Source organism: Bryocella elongata (genome assembly GCF_900108185.1).
GTDB lineage: Bacteria > Acidobacteriota > Terriglobia > Terriglobales > Acidobacteriaceae > Granulicella > Granulicella elongata.
Window position 1 is genome coordinate 328,798 of sequence record NZ_FNVA01000004.1, and the last position, 21,713, is coordinate 350,510.

At 58.4% G+C, this 21,713-nt stretch carries 18 protein-coding genes; 15 read left to right on the forward strand and 3 right to left on the reverse strand.

Translation table 11 applies throughout. The features are described 5' to 3' along the window. Positions 1–3 precede the first annotated feature (3 nt). A complete protein-coding gene (locus C4S68_RS13340; RefSeq protein WP_235011581.1) occupies positions 4–279 on the forward strand; it encodes an ArsR/SmtB family transcription factor in 276 nt (91 codons plus the stop codon). Here the strand turns inward: C4S68_RS13340 and C4S68_RS23860 are convergent. After that, positions 182–811, reverse strand: a complete 630-nt coding sequence (locus tag C4S68_RS23860; RefSeq protein ID WP_327333629.1) for an STAS domain-containing protein — start codon at positions 809–811, stop codon at positions 182–184. The genes C4S68_RS13340 and C4S68_RS23860 overlap by 98 nt on opposite strands. A 388-nt stretch (positions 812–1,199) precedes the next feature. Between C4S68_RS23860 and C4S68_RS13350 the strand changes: the two genes are divergently transcribed. After that, entirely contained in the window at positions 1,200–3,800 is a 2,601-nt protein-coding gene (locus tag C4S68_RS13350) for a M14 family metallopeptidase (protein ID WP_103933574.1), read from the forward strand. A 114-nt stretch (positions 3,801–3,914) separates the two neighbouring features. Here the strand turns inward: C4S68_RS13350 and C4S68_RS13355 are convergent, their stop codons facing one another. After that, positions 3,915–4,583, reverse strand: a complete 669-nt coding sequence (locus C4S68_RS13355) for an ROK family protein (protein ID WP_103933575.1) — start codon at positions 4,581–4,583, stop codon at positions 3,915–3,917. A 127-nt stretch (positions 4,584–4,710) separates the two neighbouring features. Further along, on the reverse strand, positions 4,711–5,613 hold the full coding sequence (locus tag C4S68_RS13360; RefSeq protein WP_103933576.1) for a LysR family transcriptional regulator: 903 nt from the start codon (positions 5,611–5,613) through the stop codon (positions 4,711–4,713). A 111-nt stretch (positions 5,614–5,724) separates the two neighbouring features. Here C4S68_RS13360 and kdgD point away from each other — a divergent pair, with 111 nt between their 5' ends. The 13 genes from kdgD to C4S68_RS13420 all read left to right on the forward strand — a co-directional run bounded on the left by kdgD (position 5,725) and on the right by C4S68_RS13420 (position 21,638). Beyond that, positions 5,725–6,639 carry a 5-dehydro-4-deoxyglucarate dehydratase gene (gene kdgD, locus C4S68_RS13365; RefSeq protein ID WP_103933577.1) on the forward strand — a complete coding sequence of 305 codons (915 nt, stop codon included), beginning with the start codon at positions 5,725–5,727 and terminating at the stop codon, positions 6,637–6,639. After that, positions 6,639–7,985 (forward strand): MFS transporter, encoded by a 1,347-nt coding sequence (locus C4S68_RS13370; protein ID WP_103933578.1) that lies wholly within the window; start codon positions 6,639–6,641, stop codon positions 7,983–7,985. Before kdgD ends, C4S68_RS13370 begins: the two co-directional genes overlap by 1 nt. After that, positions 7,982–9,343: an enolase C-terminal domain-like protein gene (locus tag C4S68_RS13375; RefSeq protein WP_103933579.1), complete on the forward strand. Its 1,362-nt coding sequence runs from the start codon at positions 7,982–7,984 to the stop codon at positions 9,341–9,343. The genes C4S68_RS13370 and C4S68_RS13375 overlap by 4 nt, the downstream gene beginning before the upstream one ends. A 35-nt stretch (positions 9,344–9,378) precedes the next feature. After that, the gene (gene garD, locus C4S68_RS13380; protein WP_235011582.1) at positions 9,379–10,971 is read left to right on the forward strand and encodes a galactarate dehydratase; all 1,593 of its coding nucleotides are present in this window, start codon (positions 9,379–9,381) and stop codon (positions 10,969–10,971) included. A 394-nt stretch (positions 10,972–11,365) separates the two neighbouring features. Next, positions 11,366–13,096 (forward strand): hypothetical protein, encoded by a 1,731-nt coding sequence (locus C4S68_RS13385; protein ID WP_160115145.1) that lies wholly within the window; start codon positions 11,366–11,368, stop codon positions 13,094–13,096. 43 nt (positions 13,097–13,139) lie between these two features. Beyond that, entirely contained in the window at positions 13,140–13,508 is a 369-nt protein-coding gene (locus tag C4S68_RS13390; RefSeq protein ID WP_200821549.1) for a response regulator, read from the forward strand. A gap of 122 nt (positions 13,509–13,630) precedes the next feature. Further along, positions 13,631–13,963: an STAS domain-containing protein gene (locus C4S68_RS23215; protein WP_160115146.1), complete on the forward strand. Its 333-nt coding sequence runs from the start codon at positions 13,631–13,633 to the stop codon at positions 13,961–13,963. Next, a complete protein-coding gene (locus C4S68_RS13395; protein WP_160115147.1) occupies positions 13,960–16,185 on the forward strand; it encodes a chemotaxis protein CheA in 2,226 nt (741 codons plus the stop codon). The genes C4S68_RS23215 and C4S68_RS13395 overlap by 4 nt, the downstream gene beginning before the upstream one ends. 9 nt (positions 16,186–16,194) lie before the next feature. Further along, the gene (locus tag C4S68_RS13400) at positions 16,195–18,636 is read left to right on the forward strand and encodes a methyl-accepting chemotaxis protein (protein WP_103933582.1); all 2,442 of its coding nucleotides are present in this window, start codon (positions 16,195–16,197) and stop codon (positions 18,634–18,636) included. A 69-nt stretch (positions 18,637–18,705) separates the two neighbouring features. Next, a complete protein-coding gene (locus C4S68_RS13405) occupies positions 18,706–19,209 on the forward strand; it encodes a chemotaxis protein CheW (RefSeq protein WP_103933583.1) in 504 nt (167 codons plus the stop codon). 8 nt (positions 19,210–19,217) lie between these two features. Further along, on the forward strand, positions 19,218–20,060 hold the full coding sequence (locus tag C4S68_RS13410; RefSeq protein WP_103933584.1) for a CheR family methyltransferase: 843 nt from the start codon (positions 19,218–19,220) through the stop codon (positions 20,058–20,060). Between the two features lie 143 nt (positions 20,061–20,203). Beyond that, on the forward strand, positions 20,204–20,578 hold the full coding sequence (locus C4S68_RS23610) for a chemotaxis protein CheD (protein WP_268807285.1): 375 nt from the start codon (positions 20,204–20,206) through the stop codon (positions 20,576–20,578). Then, on the forward strand, positions 20,568–21,638 hold the full coding sequence (locus tag C4S68_RS13420) for a protein-glutamate methylesterase/protein-glutamine glutaminase (RefSeq protein WP_103933586.1): 1,071 nt from the start codon (positions 20,568–20,570) through the stop codon (positions 21,636–21,638). The genes C4S68_RS23610 and C4S68_RS13420 overlap by 11 nt, the downstream gene beginning before the upstream one ends. Positions 21,639–21,713 lie beyond the last annotated feature (75 nt).

Consider the following 21,713-nt stretch of genomic DNA (forward strand, 5'->3'; position numbering starts at 1 on the left):
AAGATGAAGGAAAAAGAGGCGATGCAGATTGCGAAGGCGCTCGGCGACGCGCACCGTTTCGCGATCTACTCGCAGATTGCCCAGAGCGATGAGTTGTTTTGCGGTGAGATGTGCGCCAAGCACACCATCTCGCCGGGCACGCTCTCGCACCACCTCAAGATCCTGACGGAGCTGGGGTTAATTACGTCCCGCAAGGAAGGACTGAACGTCTACTACAGGGTGATCCCAGAGACGTTTGCCGCGTACTTGAAATACCTGACAGGCATGAGCGCAAGGTAGGAGTGACTTCGCTTCCAGGTCTCCGCGATATCCTGACCGTCTGGGCTACGCCAAATCGCTTACGCCTGTCTCGATCGATGGTAAGCTCAGCGCGCACATGGACGGTGCCGCGCTCTGTGAACTTGAGGGCGTTCGAGATGAAGTTGCGCAGGATCTGCGCGAGCTTGCCTTCGTCGGTGTAGAGGGTCGTGCCGATAAGAAGAGAGCTCTCTTCGATGAGGAGCTGCACGTTCTCGTTCGTAACCAGCGGCCGGAACATGCCACGAAGCGCGGCAAAGAATTCTGCGATGGTGAACTCGCTGGGGCGGGCTGTTACTTTGGCCACGGCTGGTCTCATGCCGACAACGACTGTCTGCGCATCGAGGATGCGGGACATGGAGGCGATGTTGCCCAGCATCCGGCCGATGAACGAATCCACGATTTCCAGCGCGGAGATATCGATCAAAACGCCGCGTGAGCTGTGCTGCACGATCTTCTCGGTCAGGTCATCCTGAAGTTGAAGCGCGAGGCGATCGTGCACCATTCCCGTCATCTTTCATTCGGCGACGCATGACACGCAGTCAGCGCGGGAACGCGTGATCGATCTGGGAGCTACATCTTTTCTCAGCTATCCGATCAATATCGAGCATCTGGTGAGCGTTCTGAACGGCGCGCTGATCCGGTCTCGCGCTGACAGCAACGGAAACTCCGCGCGATAGGGCTCCGACGCTGTGGGGCGCGGGCCGCATTCTGATCTCTTACGAATTTTCCAGGCTCCGACCCGCGCGGTGTGCGGGGGACAACTGCCTGCGCATTGGCAGGAAGTCGTTGATCCGCGAATGAACTCTGTCGGAAGCCGAAACATTCGCGCTACACTCGTACCATTCTCGCAATCCAACCTGGGCTCCCCTGACGCCGTACCACGGAGGTAAGGAAACGCTATGCGCTTGCTTCGCTCTTGCGCCCTGCTTGCTGCGTTCGCAGCGACGACGACTGCAGGTCTCTCGCAGTCGGTCACATCCCCTGAAAAATTCTTTGGCTTCCAGCTCGGCGCCGACCGCAAGATGGCGCGCTGGGACAAGATCGTCGATTACTACGCCGTTCTCGAGAAGGAGTCCGGCGGCAAGATGAAGGTGATCAACATGGGCCCCACGGAGAACGGCAATCCGTTCCTCATGGTGATCATCACCTCAGCCAAGAATCTTGCAGACATCAAGACGATCCAGAAGAACAACCTCACCCTGGTCCATCCGCAGAACACGCCCGAAGCGGAGATCAAGAAGATTATTGCTACGGGCAAAGTCGTCATCGTGCAATCGATGTCCATGCACGCCACCGAGATCGGCGGCACGCAGATGGCCCCGGAGCTCGCCTATGACATGATCAGCCGCACCGATGAGGACACCAAGCGCATCCTCGATAACGTCGTCCTCATCGAGGTTCCCTGCTTCAATCCTGACGGTGAGTTGATGGTCACAGACTGGTACAACAAGACCCTCGGCACACCGTACGAAGGCTCGAACTATCCTTCGCTTTACGCGAAGTACATCGGCCACGACGACAATCGTGACGCCCTGCTCACGTCGATGCGTGAGTCCCAGTACATGGCCAGCCTGCTCTTCACCGACTGGCGGCCTGAGGTCTACGTCGACCACCATCACATGGGCAGCTATGGCCCGCGTATCTCGCTGCCGCCCTACGCTGAACCGAGCCGCCCCTACGGTGATCCGCTCATGTGGCGCGAGATTGCTTGGTATGGCGCGCAGATGGCTTACAAGGAGACCGAAAACGGCTACACCGGAGCCATCAATAACGCGATCTACTCTGGCTGGGGACACTTCGGCTTCCACTGGATTACGCCGTTCCACAACATCGATGGCATGCTCACCGAGTCAGCTTCCGCCAAGCTCGCCACACCGCTTTATGTGCTTCCCGAGCAGCTGCAGGGCAACACCCGTGGCCTGCCGAAGTATGAAGAGGAGACGATCTTCCCGGATCCCTGGCCCGGTGGCTGGTGGCACCTCCGCGACATCGTGAACATGCAGAAGACCGCGGCCTGGGCTGCGATGGACATTGCTGCGCGCAATCGCGAGACAGTCCTCTACAACGCCTACCAGAAGGCGATTAACCAGACGAAGCGCGGCGCGGCGAATCCTCTCAACGAGTACGTCATCCCTGCGAACCAGTTCGATCCCATTACCGTCAACTTCATGATCCAGAAGCTGCTGGTGCAGGGCATTGATATCCAGAAGACCGAGAAGCCCTTCACCACGCCGGACGGACACTATTACGAGGCGGGCACGTTCATCATCCCGCTCGCCCAGCCGAAGATGGGCCTCATCCGGAATCTGCTCGACAAGAACTTTTTCCCCGATAACGACTGGACGCGCGACAAGAACGGCGATCCCATTCGGCCCTATGATCTGTCCACCGACGCGCTCAACGAGTTCATGGGCGTCCGCGTGGATCACATCTCCGGGCCGCTCAAGGTGGACGCCAAGTTCATTACTGAAGCCCCAACGCCAGCAGGAAAGCTCGAGCCCGGCAAGGCTGGCTATGTGCTGAGCGCGAAGCTCGACGCGACGTTCCTTGCGGTGAACCAGCTCCAGCAGAAGGGCATCAAGGTCAGCCGCATCGATGCGGATACGACCGGCCTCACGAAGGGTGACTTCCTTGTCACCGGAGGCGCTGAGGCTGACCTGAAGAGCATCGCCAAAGAGACCGGTGTTGACTTCAACCCCGTCACGGCTGTTCCGTCTGTGGGCACGCATGCGCTGAAGCGGCTGCACCTGGGCCTTTATCAGCGTTACTACGGCGGCAACGTCGACGAAGGCTGGACCCGCTGGCTGCTTGAGCATTTCGACTATGACTACAACAACATCTTCGATCCCGAGTTGAAGAAGGGTGACCTGAACGCCAAGTACGACGTGATCATTCTCCCCGACGACGCGACGTCCACCCTCACCGGCGAAGCTGCGGCGGGCGGTGGTGGCCGTGGCGGTGGTGGCGGGTATGGCCCCAATCCGTCCGAGTTTCCGGCGGAGTACCGCTCGGGCTTCGGCGAAGAGGGCGTCAAGGCGCTCAAGGACTTCGTCCAGAAGGGCGGCACTGTGATCACGCTGGGGCAGGCCAGCAACTTTGCCATCGACAAGCTGGGCGTTCGTGCACGCAACGCCATCGCGAGCCTTCCCACCAAGCAGTTCTGGTGCCCGGGCTCGACGCTTAAAGTCACGGTCGACAACTCCAACCCGCTTGCCTACGGTATGCCGTCCGATGCGCTCGCTCTTTACCTCCAGGGCGATCCCGTCTTCGACATTCCATCCAACAACTCGAGTGAGAAGTACTCCGTTATCGTGAGCTACGGCAAGCGCGACATTCTCCAGAGTGGATGGCTTGTCGGTGAGGGCAACATCACCGGCAAGGCGGCCATGCTCTCTGCGGAGATGGGCAAGGGCAAGGTGGTGCTCGTCGGCTTCCGTACGCAACATCGTGCGCAAACCTACGGCACGTTCAAGCTGCTGTTCAACAGCCTCGTGAACTAGACGCGGAGCGCTCTATCACGCACCAACGATATTGGGCGAAGTAACCGAGAGTCAGCCAGATGACTTTCAGTTACTTCGCCCTTTCCGTTTGTCGCTGCGGACAATCACTGCACTTCAGCTGAAGCCTTTGTCACTCTTCCAGAGCAGGAACCCGCCTTTGAATGCGTTTTCGTTCGCTCCGAGGGTTGCCCCCTTCGGCAGCGGGTCGACGAGGGGAGCGTTGCCACCGCCAAGTACGATCGAGTCGGCTTCGAGCGCCTGACGAAGCGAATCCGTGACCTCGACGACATTCTTCGTCCACTTCTTCTTGCCGTGTCGCTTCAGTCCAGCGGCACCGAGGTAGTCCTCGTAGGTGCGGCCTTTCTTCCACGGGAGATGGGCGAGCTCCATCGGTTGGACGATGCCGTCTGCCACCATCGCTGATCCGAGACCTGTACCGAGACCGAGGAAGAGCATTCGCCCCTTGCGATAGCTTCCAAGTGCCTGCAGGGCAGCATCGTTCACGATGCGCGTGGGCTTTCCTGAGAAGGCCTGCTCGAAGTCGAACTTCACCCAACCGGAGCCGAGGTTATAGGGCTCATGGAGAATCCTGTTGTGGATGACGGGGGCGGGGAACCCGAGACTGACGCGTTCGTAGTCCCAGTCACTGGTTGCCTCCAGGAGCTGGGCCATCATCATCTTCGGGGTCATCTTGGGCCCGGAGTCGAACTTGACCGGTACACGGTGCTTTTGGGTGCGGAACTTGATATGGGTTCCGCCAATATCAACAACGAGAATGTTCATCGGTTCTTTCCTGGATTCTGTTTCATGGTGAGCCTGACCAATACCTGATGAGGCTGTCACCTGTTCTCTGATATTCGATGCTGATTTTGGCCAGGTGTCAGCCGCATGGGCGCGTCAACGACTTATCTTACCGTTCGGAGTCAGTGATTCGGAGACGTTTGCGTGCGAGTTGCACAAAGGTCTGGATTGCGGGGTTGGGATTCGTCCGGCTCCAGAGCAGGTACAGGTCGGCGAAGACCGGCGTCATTCTCACGCGGCGTAGCACCACGCCGTCGAAGTGCAGAGCTTCCGCCGTCTCTGGAACGAACGCTACGCCCAGCCCGGCGTTGACCAGGGCAAGGATGGAGTGGATCTGGCTCACATGCTGGACGTATTGCGGCTGCAGGTTGTTCTGCCGGAAGATGCTGTCGATCAGAGCGTAGAAGTAGAAGCCATCCTGCGGTGAAAAGCTGATGATGGGCATACCGCGTAGATCTTCAATCCGCAGGGAGGTCTGCTGCGCCAGCGGATGGGTCGAAGGTACGGCAAGCAGCATGCGCTCGCGTGCGATCCGGATGCCACCGATCTCCGGCGGATTTGGTGGTTGCCGGCCGAGGCCTACGTCGATCTGATGGGCATTGAGCGCCTCCATCTGCTGTGTCGTCACCATCTCCCGCAGCACAATCTCCAGCTCTTTGAGCTCATGGCTTGCGAAGGAAAGCAACTTCGGTAGATGGCGGTAGCTGGAGCCTGCTGTGAAGCCCATACGGAGTCTGCCCGCGCGGCCCTGAGAGTGATGGCGAACGACCGTGACGGCGTTCTCGGCGAGCGCAAGGATCTGCCGCGCCTCGTGCCGAAACGCCAGTCCAGCGGGTGTGAGCTGCACGTTGCGGTTGTTGCGCTTGAAGAGCGGGGACTGCAGCGAGTGCTCGAGCAGCTGAATCTGGCGACTCAACGGCGACTGTGTCATGTGGAGGCGTTTGGCCGCTCTGCCGAAGTGCAGCTCTTCGGCGAGAACGAGGAACGAGTGAAGCTGCTTGAGTTCGAACATTGAGTCCAATCCTGCATCAATCGATGCTCAATATGATTCCACAACGCAACGTTACCGGGACTATAGTGTTTTCCGCGAGGTTACAGACCAAACCGCCGCACAGGAGAATGCATGGCGAGGATGCTTCCGACAGAGCTGGCCGAGATCATTGGCAGCGGCCTGCTGTCATTTCCGGTGACTCACTTCACCACGGAAAATGCGTTCGATGAGAGCGCCTACCGCTCGCACATCGGTTGGATGCTCGAGCACAAGCCCGCGGGCCTCTTCGCGGCAGGCGGGACTGGTGAGTTCTTCTCGCTCACGCTGGGTGAGTACGGCCGAGTGGTGAAAGCTGCGGTGGAAGAGAATTCCGGGCGCGTTCCTATGCTTGCCGGTTGTGGCTATGGCACGGCCATGGCGATCGAATTCGCCCACGCTGCCGAGGCTGCCGGCGCCGATGCTCTGCTCCTGTTGCCTCCGTACCTGGTGAACGCGGAGCAGTCAGGAATGATCGCGCACGTCGAAGCCGTGTGCGCAGCGACGAAGCTGAGCGTGATTGTCTATAACCGCGACAACTTCATCCTGAACGAAGACAGCCTCGAGCAGATATGCGAGCGCTGCCCGAACCTGATTGGCTTCAAAGATGGTGTCGGCGACATCGAGATGATGACGCGGATCTACTCGCGCATGGGCGATCGGCTTGTATACGTAGGCGGCCTTCCTACGGCGGAGACCTTCGCGTTGCCGTACCTGGAGATGGGCGTGACAACCTACTCGTCGGCGATCTTCAATTTCGTTCCGAATTTCGCGAATACCTTCTATGCCGCGGTTCGACAACGTGATCGCGAGACGGTGTACCGGATGCTGAAGGAGTTCGTGCTGCCGTACATTGCGATCCGTAACCGTAAGAAGGGATATGCGGTCTCGATCGTAAAGGCCGGAATGGCGGTTGTGGGACGCCCTGCGGGCCAGGTTCGGACGCCGTTGATGGACCTGGGGCCAGAAGAATTTGCAGCGTTGAAAACGCTCATTGGAGACAGGAGCTGATGAGCGCCGCTCGCGTGGACTCCATTGATCGAATGACTCGCGTTCGCTATGTCATTGTCGCGATGCTGTTCGTCGCGAGTTGCTTCAGCTATGGGGATCGAGCCGCACTCTCCGTGGCTGGCGTTGCGATGCAGAAGTCGCTGGCGATCTCGCCGCTACGTTTCGGATGGCTGTTGTCGGGCTTTGGCTGGGCTTATGTGCTCGGACAGCTGCCGTCGGGCGGACTTCTCGATCGCTATGGATCGAAGGCCGTCTATGGTGTCAGCATTATCTGCTGGTCGGTATGCGCGTTTCTCGTTGCTCTTGCGGGATATCTCCCCTTGGCCTGGGTGTTCACTGCGATCTTTGTCATCCGGTTGCTGTCGGGACTTGCACAATCGCCAGTCTTTCCCGGAAACGGCCGCATCGTTGCTGCCTGGTTTCCGGCCGCGGAGCGGGGACGGGCTTCTTCGATCTTCAATGCTTCTCAGTACTTCGCGCTTGTCGCCTTTGCGCCCCTATTTGGTTGGCTTACGTTTCATCATGGATGGCAGAGCTGCTTCTGGTTTATCGGTGGGTTTGGCCTCCTGCTCGCGTTTGCATGGAAGAAGCTCGTCTATGACGTGAAGGAACATCCGCGTATCTCCGAGGCGGAGATCAGTCATATCGAACTTGGTGGCGGCCTCGTCAATACAGGCCGATCCCCTGCGAGCGGGTTCACCGGCGGCCTCACATGGTCAATCGTTCGCCAACTGCTCAGCCAGAGGATGCTGGTGGGGATTTACCTCGGGCAGTTCTGCATTAACACCCTCACCACGTTCTTTCTCACCTGGTTTCCAAGTTACCTGGCGGAGGCCCGTCATCTTTCCATCGTGAAGGTTGGAGTTCTTGCCGCATTGCCCGCGTTATGCGGCTCCGGTGGAGGCGTGCTGGGCGGTATTGTCTCGGACAGTCTCCTCAAGAGGGGGCGGTCGTTGAGTTTTGCGCGTAAGGCACCGATCATCCTCGGGATGTTGCTGTCCATGACAATGATCGGGTGCAACTACACCAATTCGCAGGTTGTTGTGATGGTGCTGATGTCGCTTGCGTTCTTTGGGAAGGGGTTTGGTGCGCTCGGCTGGACGGTCATAGCAGACGTATCGCCGCGCACGATGATTGGCATGAATGGCGGGGTGTTCAACTTCTTCGGCAACCTCTCCAGCATCAGCACTCCGATCATCATTGGCCTGATCAAGAGCTCAACCGGCTCCTACAATGGTGCGCTCGTCTTTGTCGGCATCACAGCACTGATGGCGATCTTCAGCTATGTGGTGATTGTGGGCGAGATCAGGAGGGTTGATCTGGTGCCAGTGAGCGGATCACGATGATCGTCGATTCAATAGAGCAAGAAGGGGCACCGCGCATCACGTCGATGCGCGTGATCCCGGTTGCGGGGCAGGACAGCATGTTGCTGAACCTGAGCGGAGCACATGCCCCATGGTTCACGAGGAATCTCCTTGTGCTGACGGACTCTGATGGCAAGACCGGCGTCGGCGAGGTTCCGGGTGGCGAGAAGATTCGCGAGGTGCTCGAGCGCTCTCGCGCGATCGTGTTGGGATGCTCCATCGCTCACTTCCAGGCAGTGATCCAGAAGGTGCGGACGGCCTTCGCTGACCTCGATGAAGGTGGCCGAGGTGTGCAGACCTTTGACCTTCGGGTGACGATCCATGCCGTTACTGCCATCGAGGCCGCGATGTTGGACCTGCTCGGGCAGTTCGTGCAGCTTCCAGTAGCGGCGCTGCTTGGCGAAGGACAGGTGCGATCAATGGTGCAGGTGCTTGGATACCTCTTCTACATCGGAGATTGCAAGCGCAGTGATGATGGATATCGTGACGAGTCCGGTGCTGACGATCCCTGGTTGCAACTTCGAAATATAGAGGCGCTGACCGCCGATGCGATTGTGAAGCTAGCCGAGGCCGCACAGACACGCTATGGCTTCCACGACTTCAAACTAAAAGGCGGCGTACTGGACGGGGTCGCGGAGATCGAGGCGGTGACGGCGCTCTCCGAGAGGTTTCCGCACGCACGGATCACGCTTGATCCCAACGGAGCGTGGTCATTGGATGAGGCAGTGCGCTTGTGCAGCGGGAAGAGCCGTGTGTTGAGCTACGCCGAAGACCCTTGTGGTGCAGAGCATGGATTCTCCGGCAGGGAAATCATGGCCGAGTTTCGCAAAGCGACCGGCCTTCCTACTGCTACGAACATGATTGCGACAGACTGGCGGCAGCTGCACCATGCGCTGCAGTTGAATGCGGTCGACATCCCGCTCGCAGATCCACATTTCTGGACGATGCAGGGATCGGTGAGGGTCGCGCAGGTATGCCGCGACTGGGGACTGACGTGGGGTTCGCATTCCAACAATCACTTCGACGTCTCGCTGGCGATGTTTACTCACGTTGCAGCAGCCGCTCCAGGACGCGTAACGGCGATCGATACGCATTGGATCTGGCAGGACGGCCAGCGACTCACCACTGAGCCATTGCAGATCAAAGACGGAGCCATTGAAGTTCCGACTCGTCCCGGGTTGGGGATTGATCTTGACCTGGAGCAAATTGAGGCGGCCCATGCGTCGTACCTACGGTTGGGACTGAGCGGGCGCGACGATGCCCGTGGCATGCAATGCCTCATGCCTGGATGGGTCTTCGATGCAAAGCGTCCGTGCCTGCTCCCACGAGTCATCCGATAGCTGGCACGACCCAGAGCTACATGATGGAGGTCGAAATGAGCGAGGGACAAATCGGGGATTCACAGATGAAGTTGAGAGGGAGAATCGACCCAAATGAACCTCGATATGTCCGCGTCCATCCGAATGACAACGTTGCAATCATTGTGAACGCTGGTGGTCTGGTCGCGGGAACTCGGTTTTCCTCGGGGCTCGTTCTCACAGACGACGTTCCAGAGGCCCACAAGGTCGCGTTATCTGCCATCGATGAAGGTAGTCCTATCGTGCGCTACGGTGTGGTCATCGGACACGCGGCACGCGCGATTCACGAAGGGGACTGGGTGATGGAGGATGACCTCGTGGCTCCGCCCGCACCAGACCTCGATAGCGTACCGCTGGCGACGCAGACTCCCGCATCGCTGCCACCGCTGGAGGGCTACACCTTCCAGGGCTATCGCAACGCCGACGGCACGGTGGGGACGCGCAATATCCTTGGCATCAGTACAACGGTGCAATGCGTCGCGGCGACGGTTGGCTATGCAGTGCGGCGAATCAAGGCAGAGCTCCTGCCACGGTATCCGAACGTCGACGACGTCATTGCGATCACGCATAACTACGGTTGCGGTGTCGCGATGAACGCGCCGGGCGCCGAGATTCCGGTGCGAACACTTCGCAACTTGAGTCTCAACCCGAACCTTGGAGGAGCGCCGATGGTGGCAAGCCTCGGTTGCGAGAAGTTGCAGCCCGCGCAGATGCTCCCCGCGAGCCTGCTCCCGATCCTCCAGGAGAATCCCTATGTCGTTCGTCTTCAGGATGAGCAGCACATGGGGTTCGAGGATATGGTCGCTGCCTTGATGGAGCTTGCTGAACGACGGTTGATCGCCCTGAACGACCGCAGGCGCGTGACATGCAGCGCTTCGGGTCTTGTCGTAGGGATGCAGTGCGGAGGAAGCGATGCGTTTTCGGGAGTCACTGCAAATCCGGCTGTCGGGTTCGCATCCGACCTCCTAGTCCGAGCTGGCGCGACGGTCTTGTTCTCGGAGGTCACGGAAGTAAGGGATGCGGTGCATCTCCTGACGGCTCGTGCCGCGGATCACGACGTTGCCTTGAGGCTGGTCCAGGAGATGCGCTGGTATGATGAGTACCTTTCGCGAGGTTCTGCGGACCGCAGCGCGAATCCTTCGCCTGGAAACAAGAAGGGCGGTCTGGCGAACATCGTTGAGAAGGCCATGGGTTCAGTCGCGAAGGCCGGGGTCAGTCCACTAACCGCCGTCTCTGGCCCAGGGGAACGCGTCACGACAAAAGGACTCGTCTTCGCGGCGACGCCTGCGAGTGACTTCATCTGTGGGACGCTTCAGTTGGCGGCCGGAATGAACATGCACGTCTTTACCACTGGCAGGGGCACGCCTTACGGTCTGGCCATGGTTCCGGTGATCAAGGTGGCAACGCGTACCTCCCTGGCAGAGCGGTGGCACGACCTGATCGATGTTGACGCAGGTCGGATTGCGACTGGCGATGCCACGATTGAGGAGATCGGTTGGGAGATCTTCCACATGATCCTGCGGTCAGCCAGCGGGGAGCACGAAACGTGGGCGGAGCACTGGGGGCTGCACAACGAATACGCACTCTTCAATCCCGGGCCTGTGACTTAGTCGATCGCGGCACGTTCGTCGCTTGTTGTCAGTGACGCGCGTCACATAACCAATGGCAAATGTGCGGCGCTGCATCTCCACATCCGACATATATCGAGTGATTGTGACGTGTGTGCGTGGCGTCTTCTCGACCACGAGTCGATACAGACGGCTGGATACCGCTATGGCCGCGGAAAAGTGCAAGTAATAAAGATTCCCACCTAGACGCAATTTGCCTGCAGCCGATAGAGACGCGAGATCGCATCGCAGGATTGCGTGTGCGTCGCGTCGCGTTGTTTCATTGCCGAACAACATCCCATAGCGGGTTGTAATTCTGTCGCACCTCGCGTTGAGCTGCTCTCGCGACTCGAGCGTGCACAAGTTTGGATGAATCATTCGTGGGGCTGGAGGAACTGTGGGGTTGTTGGTGCGCCGAAAGACCGGGGACGACACACGCACTCATGTTGCGTCCGCCCTTGGCCATCTGCAGCGCATCATGGGTAGGTGCGAAAGAGCGATTGCCGATCTGTCGCAATCCTTTCAGGCGCTGGCTCAAGACTGCGATCAATTGATGGCGAATACGCGGGAACTAGTGACTGCGACGCAGTCAAGCTGCGCGAGAGAGGTGCTCCCTTCTTTGCGGCGAAACTACAGCGATTGCGAACGGGTTCTCCAACTTCGCCTGGAAGCCGCCGGTGGTGTCGCCGAGCTCCTCACACGGGAGCAGGAGTTACTCGAAGAACTTGAGAGGCCGTCGCGCGCACAGCAATCGACGTCACGAACGGCGAGAATCCTCGCGGTCATGCTCCGCATTGAGATAGCCCGACTTGGCAGGGACGGAGAGGGCTTCACCTATATGTCGGGGGAGCTCGAACAAGCCTCATACAGGATCTCTCAAGGGGTGGATGTTCTTCAGGAGATGATCCGGGCGCGCCATGCGAGCACGCCCGCGAGAAAGCTTCGTGTCGATGAATCGAGAGCACAAGCGCGCAAGAACCTCGCTCTCATCGAGAGTGGAAGGGAATTGGCCCTGGATCGGGCCGACCGCGCGCTGAATGATTTTGAGAGGCTTCCTCTCTCTCTTGATGAGTGTGTGCAGGAGGCTTCGACAAACATTGCTCGCGTCACCTCAGCCGTTCAGATGCAGGACCTGACGCGGCAACAGACCGAGCATGTGGAGGCTGTGCTGCAAGCAGTTATGGGAGCACCTGGCTCATCAAATCTTCATCCCACGCACGTGGCAGCAGTTCTGCGTGTGCAACTGGAACAGATGGAGAACATCCGACGAACGACGTCAAATTGGTTTGAGGAGATTGAGCAGTGTGTATCGTCGATCCTTCGCCTGGGTGACACAGAGCTCCTTGCAATCATGGAACAGATCGTGTGCCTCCAAAACTCCATCGAAGAGCAGGGACTATGGGTGGCTAAGTTTGAGGGGGAGTTTGAGCAACACGATCGCGTGAACGAGGAAGAGCTCAGCGAATTTGAATCGATGATGTCGATGGTTCGCGGTCATCTGGACCAATCGCAGAAGACCAGCGAACATCTTCAACTGCTCAACCTGAACTCGATGGTTGCAGCACACAACGTTGGATCACAGGCCGCCTCGGTGCTCCAAATTACGAATAGCATCAGTCGCCTCGCAACCGATTGGCGGGGGCTGACCCTGCGGTCGGTGCAATCGATGGAGCACATGATTACCGCCGCGACGTCCCGGGGCGACCGTGCTCGTGAAGCTTCTGACAGCACACGAACGGCCATAGCAGCAATGCAGCAGGAGAGCAAGTCAACCCTGGATGCTCTTCGGAGCGTGTCAGAGCTCGGTGTGCGGTGCCAACATGAAGGGCAGCAATCGGTGCTGCAGATGCAGGGGCGCGTTAACCAGGTCAATCAGAGCATGCGGGAGCTCCGGAATGTGCTCGATGGAATCGTCGCTGCTTCAGAAGATATTGCGCATGCCGTGAAGCTCTCGGAAAGTCGTCATCCGTTGCAGCTCCCTGAATCAGACCGGCGCGAGATTGAAGCGTATTGCGAAGGTTCTTATACAAGCGAGATTGAGCGGCACGTGATGCGAGCGGTGTTATTCGGTGAAGATATTCCACCTCCGGTTCCTAGCGCCAACGAAGGGGCCATAGAGCTCTTCTAAACGCGTCAATTTGAGTCGCCGATAGTGGAGGCAGCAGAAAGGGATGATGATGAAACGAATTCTGGCAGTCGATGATTCGTCGAGCGTGCGCGAGATGATCAGCTTCACGCTGAAGAAGGCGGGCTATGACGTGGTTCAAGCCAATGACGGACAGGATGGCCTGCAGCGCAGCGCTTCCTCCAAGTTCGACCTGGTGATTACCGACCTCAATATGCCCCGCATGGATGGGATTCAGATGATTACGGCCATGCGTAAGCAACAAGGGTACGGCTTCGTCCCGATCCTGATGCTTACGACGGAATCACAGCCCGAAAAGAAGGCAGCCGGTCGCAATGCGGGGGCCACCGGCTGGATTGTAAAGCCCTTTAATCCTGAACAGCTCGTTTCTGTCATTCAGAAGCTAGTTCGCTAAATCTATAGGCTCAAGTTCGCGCAGGCCAGAACATTTTATGACCGATGCCGATAGTGGCGCTGCGTCCTCTTTGATAGATCGCTCCAGGCTCGAAGAAAATATTAGTAATAGCAGGTAAGTCCATGTCGCTCGAATGGAGTCGCGAAGACGGCGTATCTCAAGTCAGTCTCTCCGATCAAGCAGATCTATCGATTGCAACGGAGCTGAAAGCGGCATTGCTGCAGGCTTTTGCTCCGCCAGCTACTGCGCTGACGATTGACCTCCGCAATGTCTCTGAGCTGCACATCACCATCATTCAGCTGGTATGGGTCGCAGCGCGGGAGGCTTGTGCGAAGAAGGTCGCATTCGACCTTCTTCGTCCCAACGACACGGATGTCATCAACTCACTTATCGATTGTGGCCTGACACTTCCTTCGAACAACGCACCCGAACCCGCGCAGGAGCCTGCCGCATGAGCGTCGTCGCGATTCAGGCCCCCGGAAGTGATCAATTTCGCGCAGCCTTTCGCGAAGAGGCCGTCGAGCTCCTGCGCGACCTTGAAGCGTCCCTGCTCAATCTCCAGGATAGTAACGAGGACCCCGAAGCCGTTGCCGGAATCTTCCGGAACCTGCACACCATCAAGGGTTCCGGCGCCATGTTTGGCTTTACGATTCTGGCCAGCTTTACACATCACCTGGAAAACGCTTTTGACGCGGTGCGGGATGGCCGGGTGACGTTGAGTCGTGAGCTCATCGATCTGGCGTTGCAGGGCATCGACCACATGCGGGGTCTGATCCTCAATGCTCATGCCGGTGACCGCCGACCGCGCATGGCGCTCGTCGACAAGGTCACGCGGCTTATAGCTTCCGGTACGCCCGGCACGAGCGTTGTGGAAGGAGAAGCAACTCCTACCCCGCAGGTGGTGCCGTTTGGCGATTCACGAGTGTGGGGCATTTCGTTTACTCCCGGGCCAGACATGATGCGTTTCGGATCCGATCCGGCATTGCTGATCCGGGAGCTTGCAGGCATGGGGCAGCTCGAGGCACGAGCGGATCTGTCACAACTCCCGTCGCTCACAGAGATCGATCCCGAGCGCTGCTACGCTTCATGGGAGCTGGCTCTTTATACGGGCGCCGATGAAAACGTGATTCGTGACGTATTCATCTTTGTTGAGGATCTATGCTTTCTTCGCATCTGTTCGGAGGATATCGAGGAAGCTGTGGCCGTGCCAGCCGTCGCTCAGACCGTGCCTGATTCTCCGGAGCCCAGGGCAGAGGTTGATCCTATCGTGCGTGTGGACGCTTCAGCTTCTCCTGCAGCGATCAAGGACCGTGGTCCTGTTGAGGCGGGATCGACGTCGATGTCCCCTCAACAGGCCAAGGAGGCCAAGTCATACGACGGCGGAGACAGGGGAGGGATTCGCGTCGCTGCTTCCAAGCTCGATCAACTCATCAATCTCGTTGGAGAGCTTGTCACTGTGCAGGCGCGGCTCAGTGAACTGGCATTGCGTCGCGATGACAATGAGATCAGCTCAGTGGCGGAAGAGGTTGAACGACTCACGTCTTCATTGCGCGAGAGCTCGATGAATGTGCGGATGATGCCGGTCCGGAACACCTTCGAGCGCTTCCGCAGGCTGGTCTATGACCTCGCGCGAGACCTGAGCAAGAGTGTGAATCTGACGATTGAAGGCGCCGAGACTGAGCTCGATAAGACTGTACTCGACCAGCTCAGCGATCCCTTGCTTCACCTCATCCGCAACAGCATGGACCACGGGCTGGAGACGACGGGCGATCGGCTGCGGGCTGGCAAATCGGAACAAGGGCACCTGCATCTGAGCGCTAGGCACTCCGGGGCAAGTGTGTTGATTGGTGTATCGGATGATGGCCGTGGTATTGACATCGCGCGGGTGCGACAGCGCGGAATTGAGCGGGGCCTTATCTCGGCGGATGCTGTTCTTAGCGAAAGCGAGATCTTCAGTCTTATCTTCGAGCCTGGCTTCTCGACAGCAGTTGAAGTAACAGATCTTTCCGGCCGTGGCGTTGGCATGGACGTGGTGCGGCGCAACATCGAGAAGCTGCGTGGGAACATCGATGTCGCGAGCAAGCCGGGCAAGGGAACGACGGTCACTCTGCGAATCCCGCTCACTCTGGCGATTATTGATGGCCTTCTCGTTACCATCGGTGATCAGTACTTCGTCCTTCCGCTTGCACACACACTCGAGTGCATCGAACTCAGCCGAGCCGAGATCGATCGGTCGGAGGGCAAACAGCTCATCAACGTTCGTGGCGAACTCATCGCCTACATACGGCTGCGCGAGTACTTCGGTATCGAGGGTGATCTGCAGGAGTTTGAGCAGGTGATGCTGGTCGACACCGATTCTGGCCGCTTCGGTCTCGTGGTGGACCGGGTCCTTGGCGATTGCCAGACGATGGTGAAGTCGCTGGGCCATCTCTATCAGAAGATCAACGAGCTCTCGGGTGCGACCATCCTCGGAAACGGTTGCGTGGCGCTGATCCTCGACCCTCACCGTCTCGTGCAGGAATGCATTCGGTCTCTGCACCCTTCAGCACGCGCGGTAGCACGAGCCCCTGCTGGGGCACGCGCGAGCCTCCGGGCGGGTCCTGGTTCTGACATCGCTGACGCTAATTCGAACAAGATCGTTCCCATTTCAAGATCATCAGCGCCTGTGGGCGCGTAGGAGACCATCATGAGCCACGCAGTTCAGGCATCCATCCCCAAGGCAACCCTTCCTCCCCGTCGGCCAGCTTCCGCTATCAGTGCAAAAAAGAAGAAGGCGGACTCACACGCAATTGAAGCGCGATATAAGTCAATGCTGGAAAACAGCCCCGCCAATATCATGCTGGCAGACCTTGACTACAACATCATCTACATCAATCCCGCATCGCTGCGTACGCTCAAGTCGATCGAGCAGCACCTGCCTGTGACGGCGGATAACGTCGTTGGCTCCAATATCGACATCTTCCACAAGTTCCCTGGTCGCGTTCGCCAGCTTCTGGCGGATCCGCGAAACCTGCCTCATATCGCGAATGTCCAGGTTGGGCCGGAGTATGCCCGCCTTGAAGTGATCGCGGTGTATGACGAAGCCGGTAATTGGGACAGCGTTATGGTCAGCTGGGATGTTGTTACGGAGCGGCTGCGCCTTGAGGCGGTGGCCAAGTCCAATGCAGAGACCATTGCAAGCTTTACCGAGTTCACGAAGCAGCTCAACGAGATGTCGCACCAGCACGATCTCGGCGACATTGATGTGTGCCTCACTCCGGAGTCATTCAAAGGCGACTTGAAGGCAGTTGCCGAGGCTGTCAACGGGATGGTCAATGGCCACATTGCGGTGAAGAAGAAGGCGATGGCCTGCGTGGCAGAGTTTGGCCGCGGCAACTTCGAGGCCCCGCTTGAAAAGTTCCCGGGCAAGAAGGCTTTCATCAACGACACCGTCGAGCGCCTGCGCGACAACGTGAAGTCGTTCATCTCCGAGATGAAGCATATGTCGGACGAACACGACGCCGGTGATATCGACGTCTTCATCCCGGCGGACCGCTTCGAGGGCTCCTACCGCGTGATGGCCGAGGGCGTCAACGGCATGGTCAGCGGCCACATCCAGGTGAAGAAGAAGGCGATGGCTTGCGTGGCGGAGTTTGGTCGCGGCAACTTCGAAGCTCCGCTGGACAAGTTCCCGGGCAAGAAGGCGTTCATCAATGACACCATCGAACAGGTCCGCAGCAATCTCAAGGGCCTCATCGTCGATACCGATGATCTGGTGAAGGCCGCTCTTGCAGGACGCCTTGAGACTCGTGCTGATGTAGCGCGGCATGAAGGGGATTTCCGCAAGATCATCCTGGGCATTAACAACACATTGGATGCGGTGATTGGACCGCTCAGCGTGGCGGCGAAGTACGTGGAACAGCTCTCACGCGGCCAGATGCCTGCGTTGATAACCGATACCTATCATGGCGATTTCAATACGTTGAAGGAGAGCCTGAATCGTCTCATCCACGCGATGCAGGATGTGACGAATGTCGCCGAAAAGATGGCGACCGGTGATCTGACGGTTAGCGTTACGCTGAGGTCTCAGGAAGACAACCTCATGCGCGCGTTGAAGACCATGATCGCTTCCATGCAGGAGATCTCCGTGGCCGCCGAGCGGATTGCGGAAGGGGATCTCACCGTGAGTGTGACCCCACGTTCGGCAGAAGATCGGCTGATGCATGCGTTGCAGTCGATGGTCGGTGGACTTACCCGCACTGTGGGCGAGGTACGATTCATTGCGAGTGAAGTCGCTGCGGCGAGCCAATCGATCTCGACAGCATCGGTCCAGGTGTCCAAGGGTGCAAGTTCCCAGGCTGCGGCTGCCGAAGAGGCTTCGTCTTCGATGGAGCAGATGGTTTCCAACATCAAGCAGAACGCAGATAACGCACTGCAGACGGACAAGATCGCGAACAAGAGCTCCAAGGATGCGCAGGAGAGCGGCAAGAGCGTCAATGAGGCAGTGGCCGCAATCAAGGAGATCGCGAACAAGATCTCAATCATTGAAGAGATTGCTCGCCAGACCAACCTGCTCGCTCTGAATGCGGCGATTGAAGCCGCCCGCGCCGGAGAACACGGCAGAGGATTCGCCGTGGTCGCCGCGGAGGTGCGCAAGCTGGCCGAGCGCAGCCAGAAGGCGGCAGGAGAGATCAATCAGCTCTCGACCGCGACGTTGAAGGTCAGCGAGAAGTCCGGTGAGATGCTCACGCGGCTTGTCCCGGACATCCAGCGTACAGCCGAACTGGTGCAGGAGATCTCTGCTGCCAGCCGCGAGCAGGATACAGGCGCCGAGCAGATCAACAAGGCTCTGCAGCAGCTCGAACAGGTGATCCAGCACAATGCTTCAGCGGCTGAAGAGATGGCTTCGACCACTGAGGAATTGACCGGCCAGGCCGAGAACCTTGTAAGTGCGCTCTCGTTCTTTCGGACCGGTAGCGAAAATGCCGCTCCAGTGAGGACTCCGGCACGCACTGCAGTTGCCAAGACTGCGGCGCCGGTGGAGAAGCGCCACGCCGGCCACGCTCAGAACAGCAGTTCGCGGGGCGGATTTTCGCTGCGAATGAATGATCGCACAGACAGCCTTGACGGCGAGTTCGAGCGCTACTAGCAGCCAGAGCAGGCGATATCGCGGAGCCCTGAGGGGCTCTGCGGCCTGCGCACAGGAAAGGAGTAAGAGATGAGTATGGCTGAGATGACCGATATGCGGCAGTACCTGACCTTTCGCCTGGGCAGCGAGATCTTCGCGATCGATGTAGCCAAGGTGCGTGAGGTGCTGGACCTGACAGCGATCACGCCGATCCCGAGGACGCCTGAACTTATGGCTGGGGTCATTAACCTTCGTGGCAGCGTGGTACCCGTTGTTGACTTGAGACAGTGCCTCGACATGGCGAAGACGGTAAGCACACGCAACACCTGCATCGTTGTGGTGGAGGTTGTGCTGGACGGTGAGTCGACGATCATTGGAGCACTGGCCGATTCCGTCGAGGAGGTCATCGATCTCGACTCGGCGCAGATTCAGCCGGCGCCTCGCATTGGCATGCAGGTCCGGGTCGACTTTATCCGCGGAATGGGCAAGCGCGAGAACAGCTTCATCATGATCCTGGACATCGATCGGGTCTTCACTGCCGAAGAACTGCGCGGCACGTCCACTGAAAATACCGCTACGGAAGCGGCCGCTTAAGGAGCTTCATGATGGGGGCATTGGGCGTTGCGCATGAAGACCGGCTTACGCGGCGCGACTTCGACCGTGTGCGCGAGCTTGTCCGTGAGCAGTGTGGAATCCAGCTTGGTCCTGACAAGCACACGATGGTCGAGGTCCGCCTCAAGCGACGACTGCGTGCTCTAGGGCATGCGACCTATACGGATTATTGTGCGCATTTGTTTGAGAGCAGATCGAAGGCTGAGCTTGTCTCGTTGATCGACGTGATCACGACGAACAAGACGGACTTCTTTCGCGAGTCCAACCACTTTGACTTCCTCACTGAACGAGTTCTTCCGGAGCTCAACCGTCGAGCAGCGCCGATGCTGATCTGGAGTGCGGCTTGCTCCAGCGGAGAAGAGCCGTACACGATGGCGATGGTGCTGAGCGAATTTGCGGAAAAGCATGAATCCTTCCGCTTCAGCATTCTCGCCACGGATATTTCGACCGAAGTGCTGGAGCGGGCCGAGACTGCTGTTTATACGAAGCAGGTCGTAGAACCGATATCCGCTTCGATGCAGCGCAAGTATCTAATGCGCAGCCGCGATCGAAGCAACGATCGCGTTCGGATTGTTCCAGAACTGCGGTCGAAGGTTGAGTTTCGCCGGCTGAACTTCATGGATGAGGCCTACGGCCTTCCGGTGGCGCCTCAGGTCATCTTCTGCCGCAACGCGCTCATTTACTTTGACCGTGTGACTCAGGAGAGCATCGTTCGGAAGCTCATTCGTGAGCTTGAACCGGGCGGATACCTGTTCATTGGACATTCCGAGACCCTGAGTCAAATGGATCTTCCCGTCACAGCTGTCGCATCAACGATCTATAGGAAGATCTAATGGCAGTACGCCATGAGTTCACGTTGCAGCCCGGCGAGTCGAGACTCGTCCGAACTCCCTCTGTGTTGAAGACGGTGCTGGGCTCGTGTGCCGGGGTGACCTTTCGCGTGCAAAGGCTTGGGCTTGGAGCGATGTGCCACCCCATGTTGCCTACGATTCGGCCCGGCCGGGAAAGTTCGGAGACAGTCTTGACCCGTTACGTGGATCTCGCGCTCAAGGGCATGATCCATCGGCTCGAGAAGCTTGGAGCTCAACGGGGAGAGATTGAAGTCAAGCTCTTTGGCTGTTGTGACGTGCTTGACTTCGACGTCAACCGCATCACCGTCGGGCGGATGAACGCCGAGATGGCAATGAAGGTGTTGTCTGAGGAAGGTGTCGTGTTGGCTGCTCGTCAGACCGGCGGCCCGGTAGGAATGTACATATATTTCACGACGGATTCCGGAGAGGTCTTGTTGCGCCGATTGGCCCCTCTGGAAACTGGACTGCGAAAAGAGGCAAAGCTTGCTGATGGACGGTAAGAAACGTCAGGTTCGAGTTCTGGTCGTCGATGACTCGGCAGTTGTACGTCAGGTTCTGAGCAGCCTGCTCGAGAGCGATCCCGACATTCGGGTGATCGCTACAGCTTCAGATCCGTTCGTCGCGGCGGAGCGAATCGCGGAGGAGATTCCCGATGTGATTACGTTGGACATAGAGATGCCCCGTATGGACGGGCTCACCTTCCTGCGCCGCATCATGGAGCAGAGGCCAATCCCTGTTGTGATCTGCTCATCGTTGGCGGCGGAGGGTGCGCACAGTACCCTGGAGGCAATGAGCGCCGGCGCTGTCGACATCATCACTAAGCCGCGGATCGGTACTCGGCAGTACCTTGAGGAGTCGCGCGTACAGATATGCGAGGTCGTGAAGGCCGCAGCGCAATCCAAACCACGCGCTCGCGCCACCGCACATGCAGTGGAACCGAAGTTGACTGCCGATGTAATCCTTGCGCCGTCGCAACACTCTATGGCGGAGACCACAGAGAAGGTCATCGTGGTGGGTGCATCGACCGGGGGGACCGAAGCGCTTCGTGAGCTCCTCGAGCCATTACCAGAAAACGCTCCTGGCATCGTCATCGTCCAGCACATGCCGGAGCTCTTCACGCGCAGCTTCGCGCAGCGTCTCAATGGGCTTTGCGCGATTGAGGTGAAGGAGGCCGAGAGCAACGATACCGTGTTGCCTGGCCGCGCGTTGATTGCTCCGGGGAATCATCACATGCTGCTTCGTCGCAGCGGGGCGCGTTACTTCGTGGAGATCAAGGACGGCCCATTGGTGTGCCGGCATCGGCCATCTGTGGACGTTCTCTTTCGTTCGGCCGCACGTTACGCCGGCCGCAACGCGGTTGGTGTGATCCTGACCGGCATGGGAGACGACGGAGCCCGCGGCATGCTCGAGATGAAGCAGGCGGGCTCGTATAACATCGCTCAGGACGAGGCGAGCTCCGTGGTTTACGGTATGCCAAAGGAAGCTCTCCGACTTGGTGGAGTCGACAAAGTTCTGTCATTGGAGCAGATCCCGTCTGCCTTACTCCCATTCCGCGCTTAGCATAGGATGCAGGGATCCACTGCTCTCAAAGAGAAGGAACTCGTGGTGGGTCGAGTCAATCCCGGGGGGCGGTCG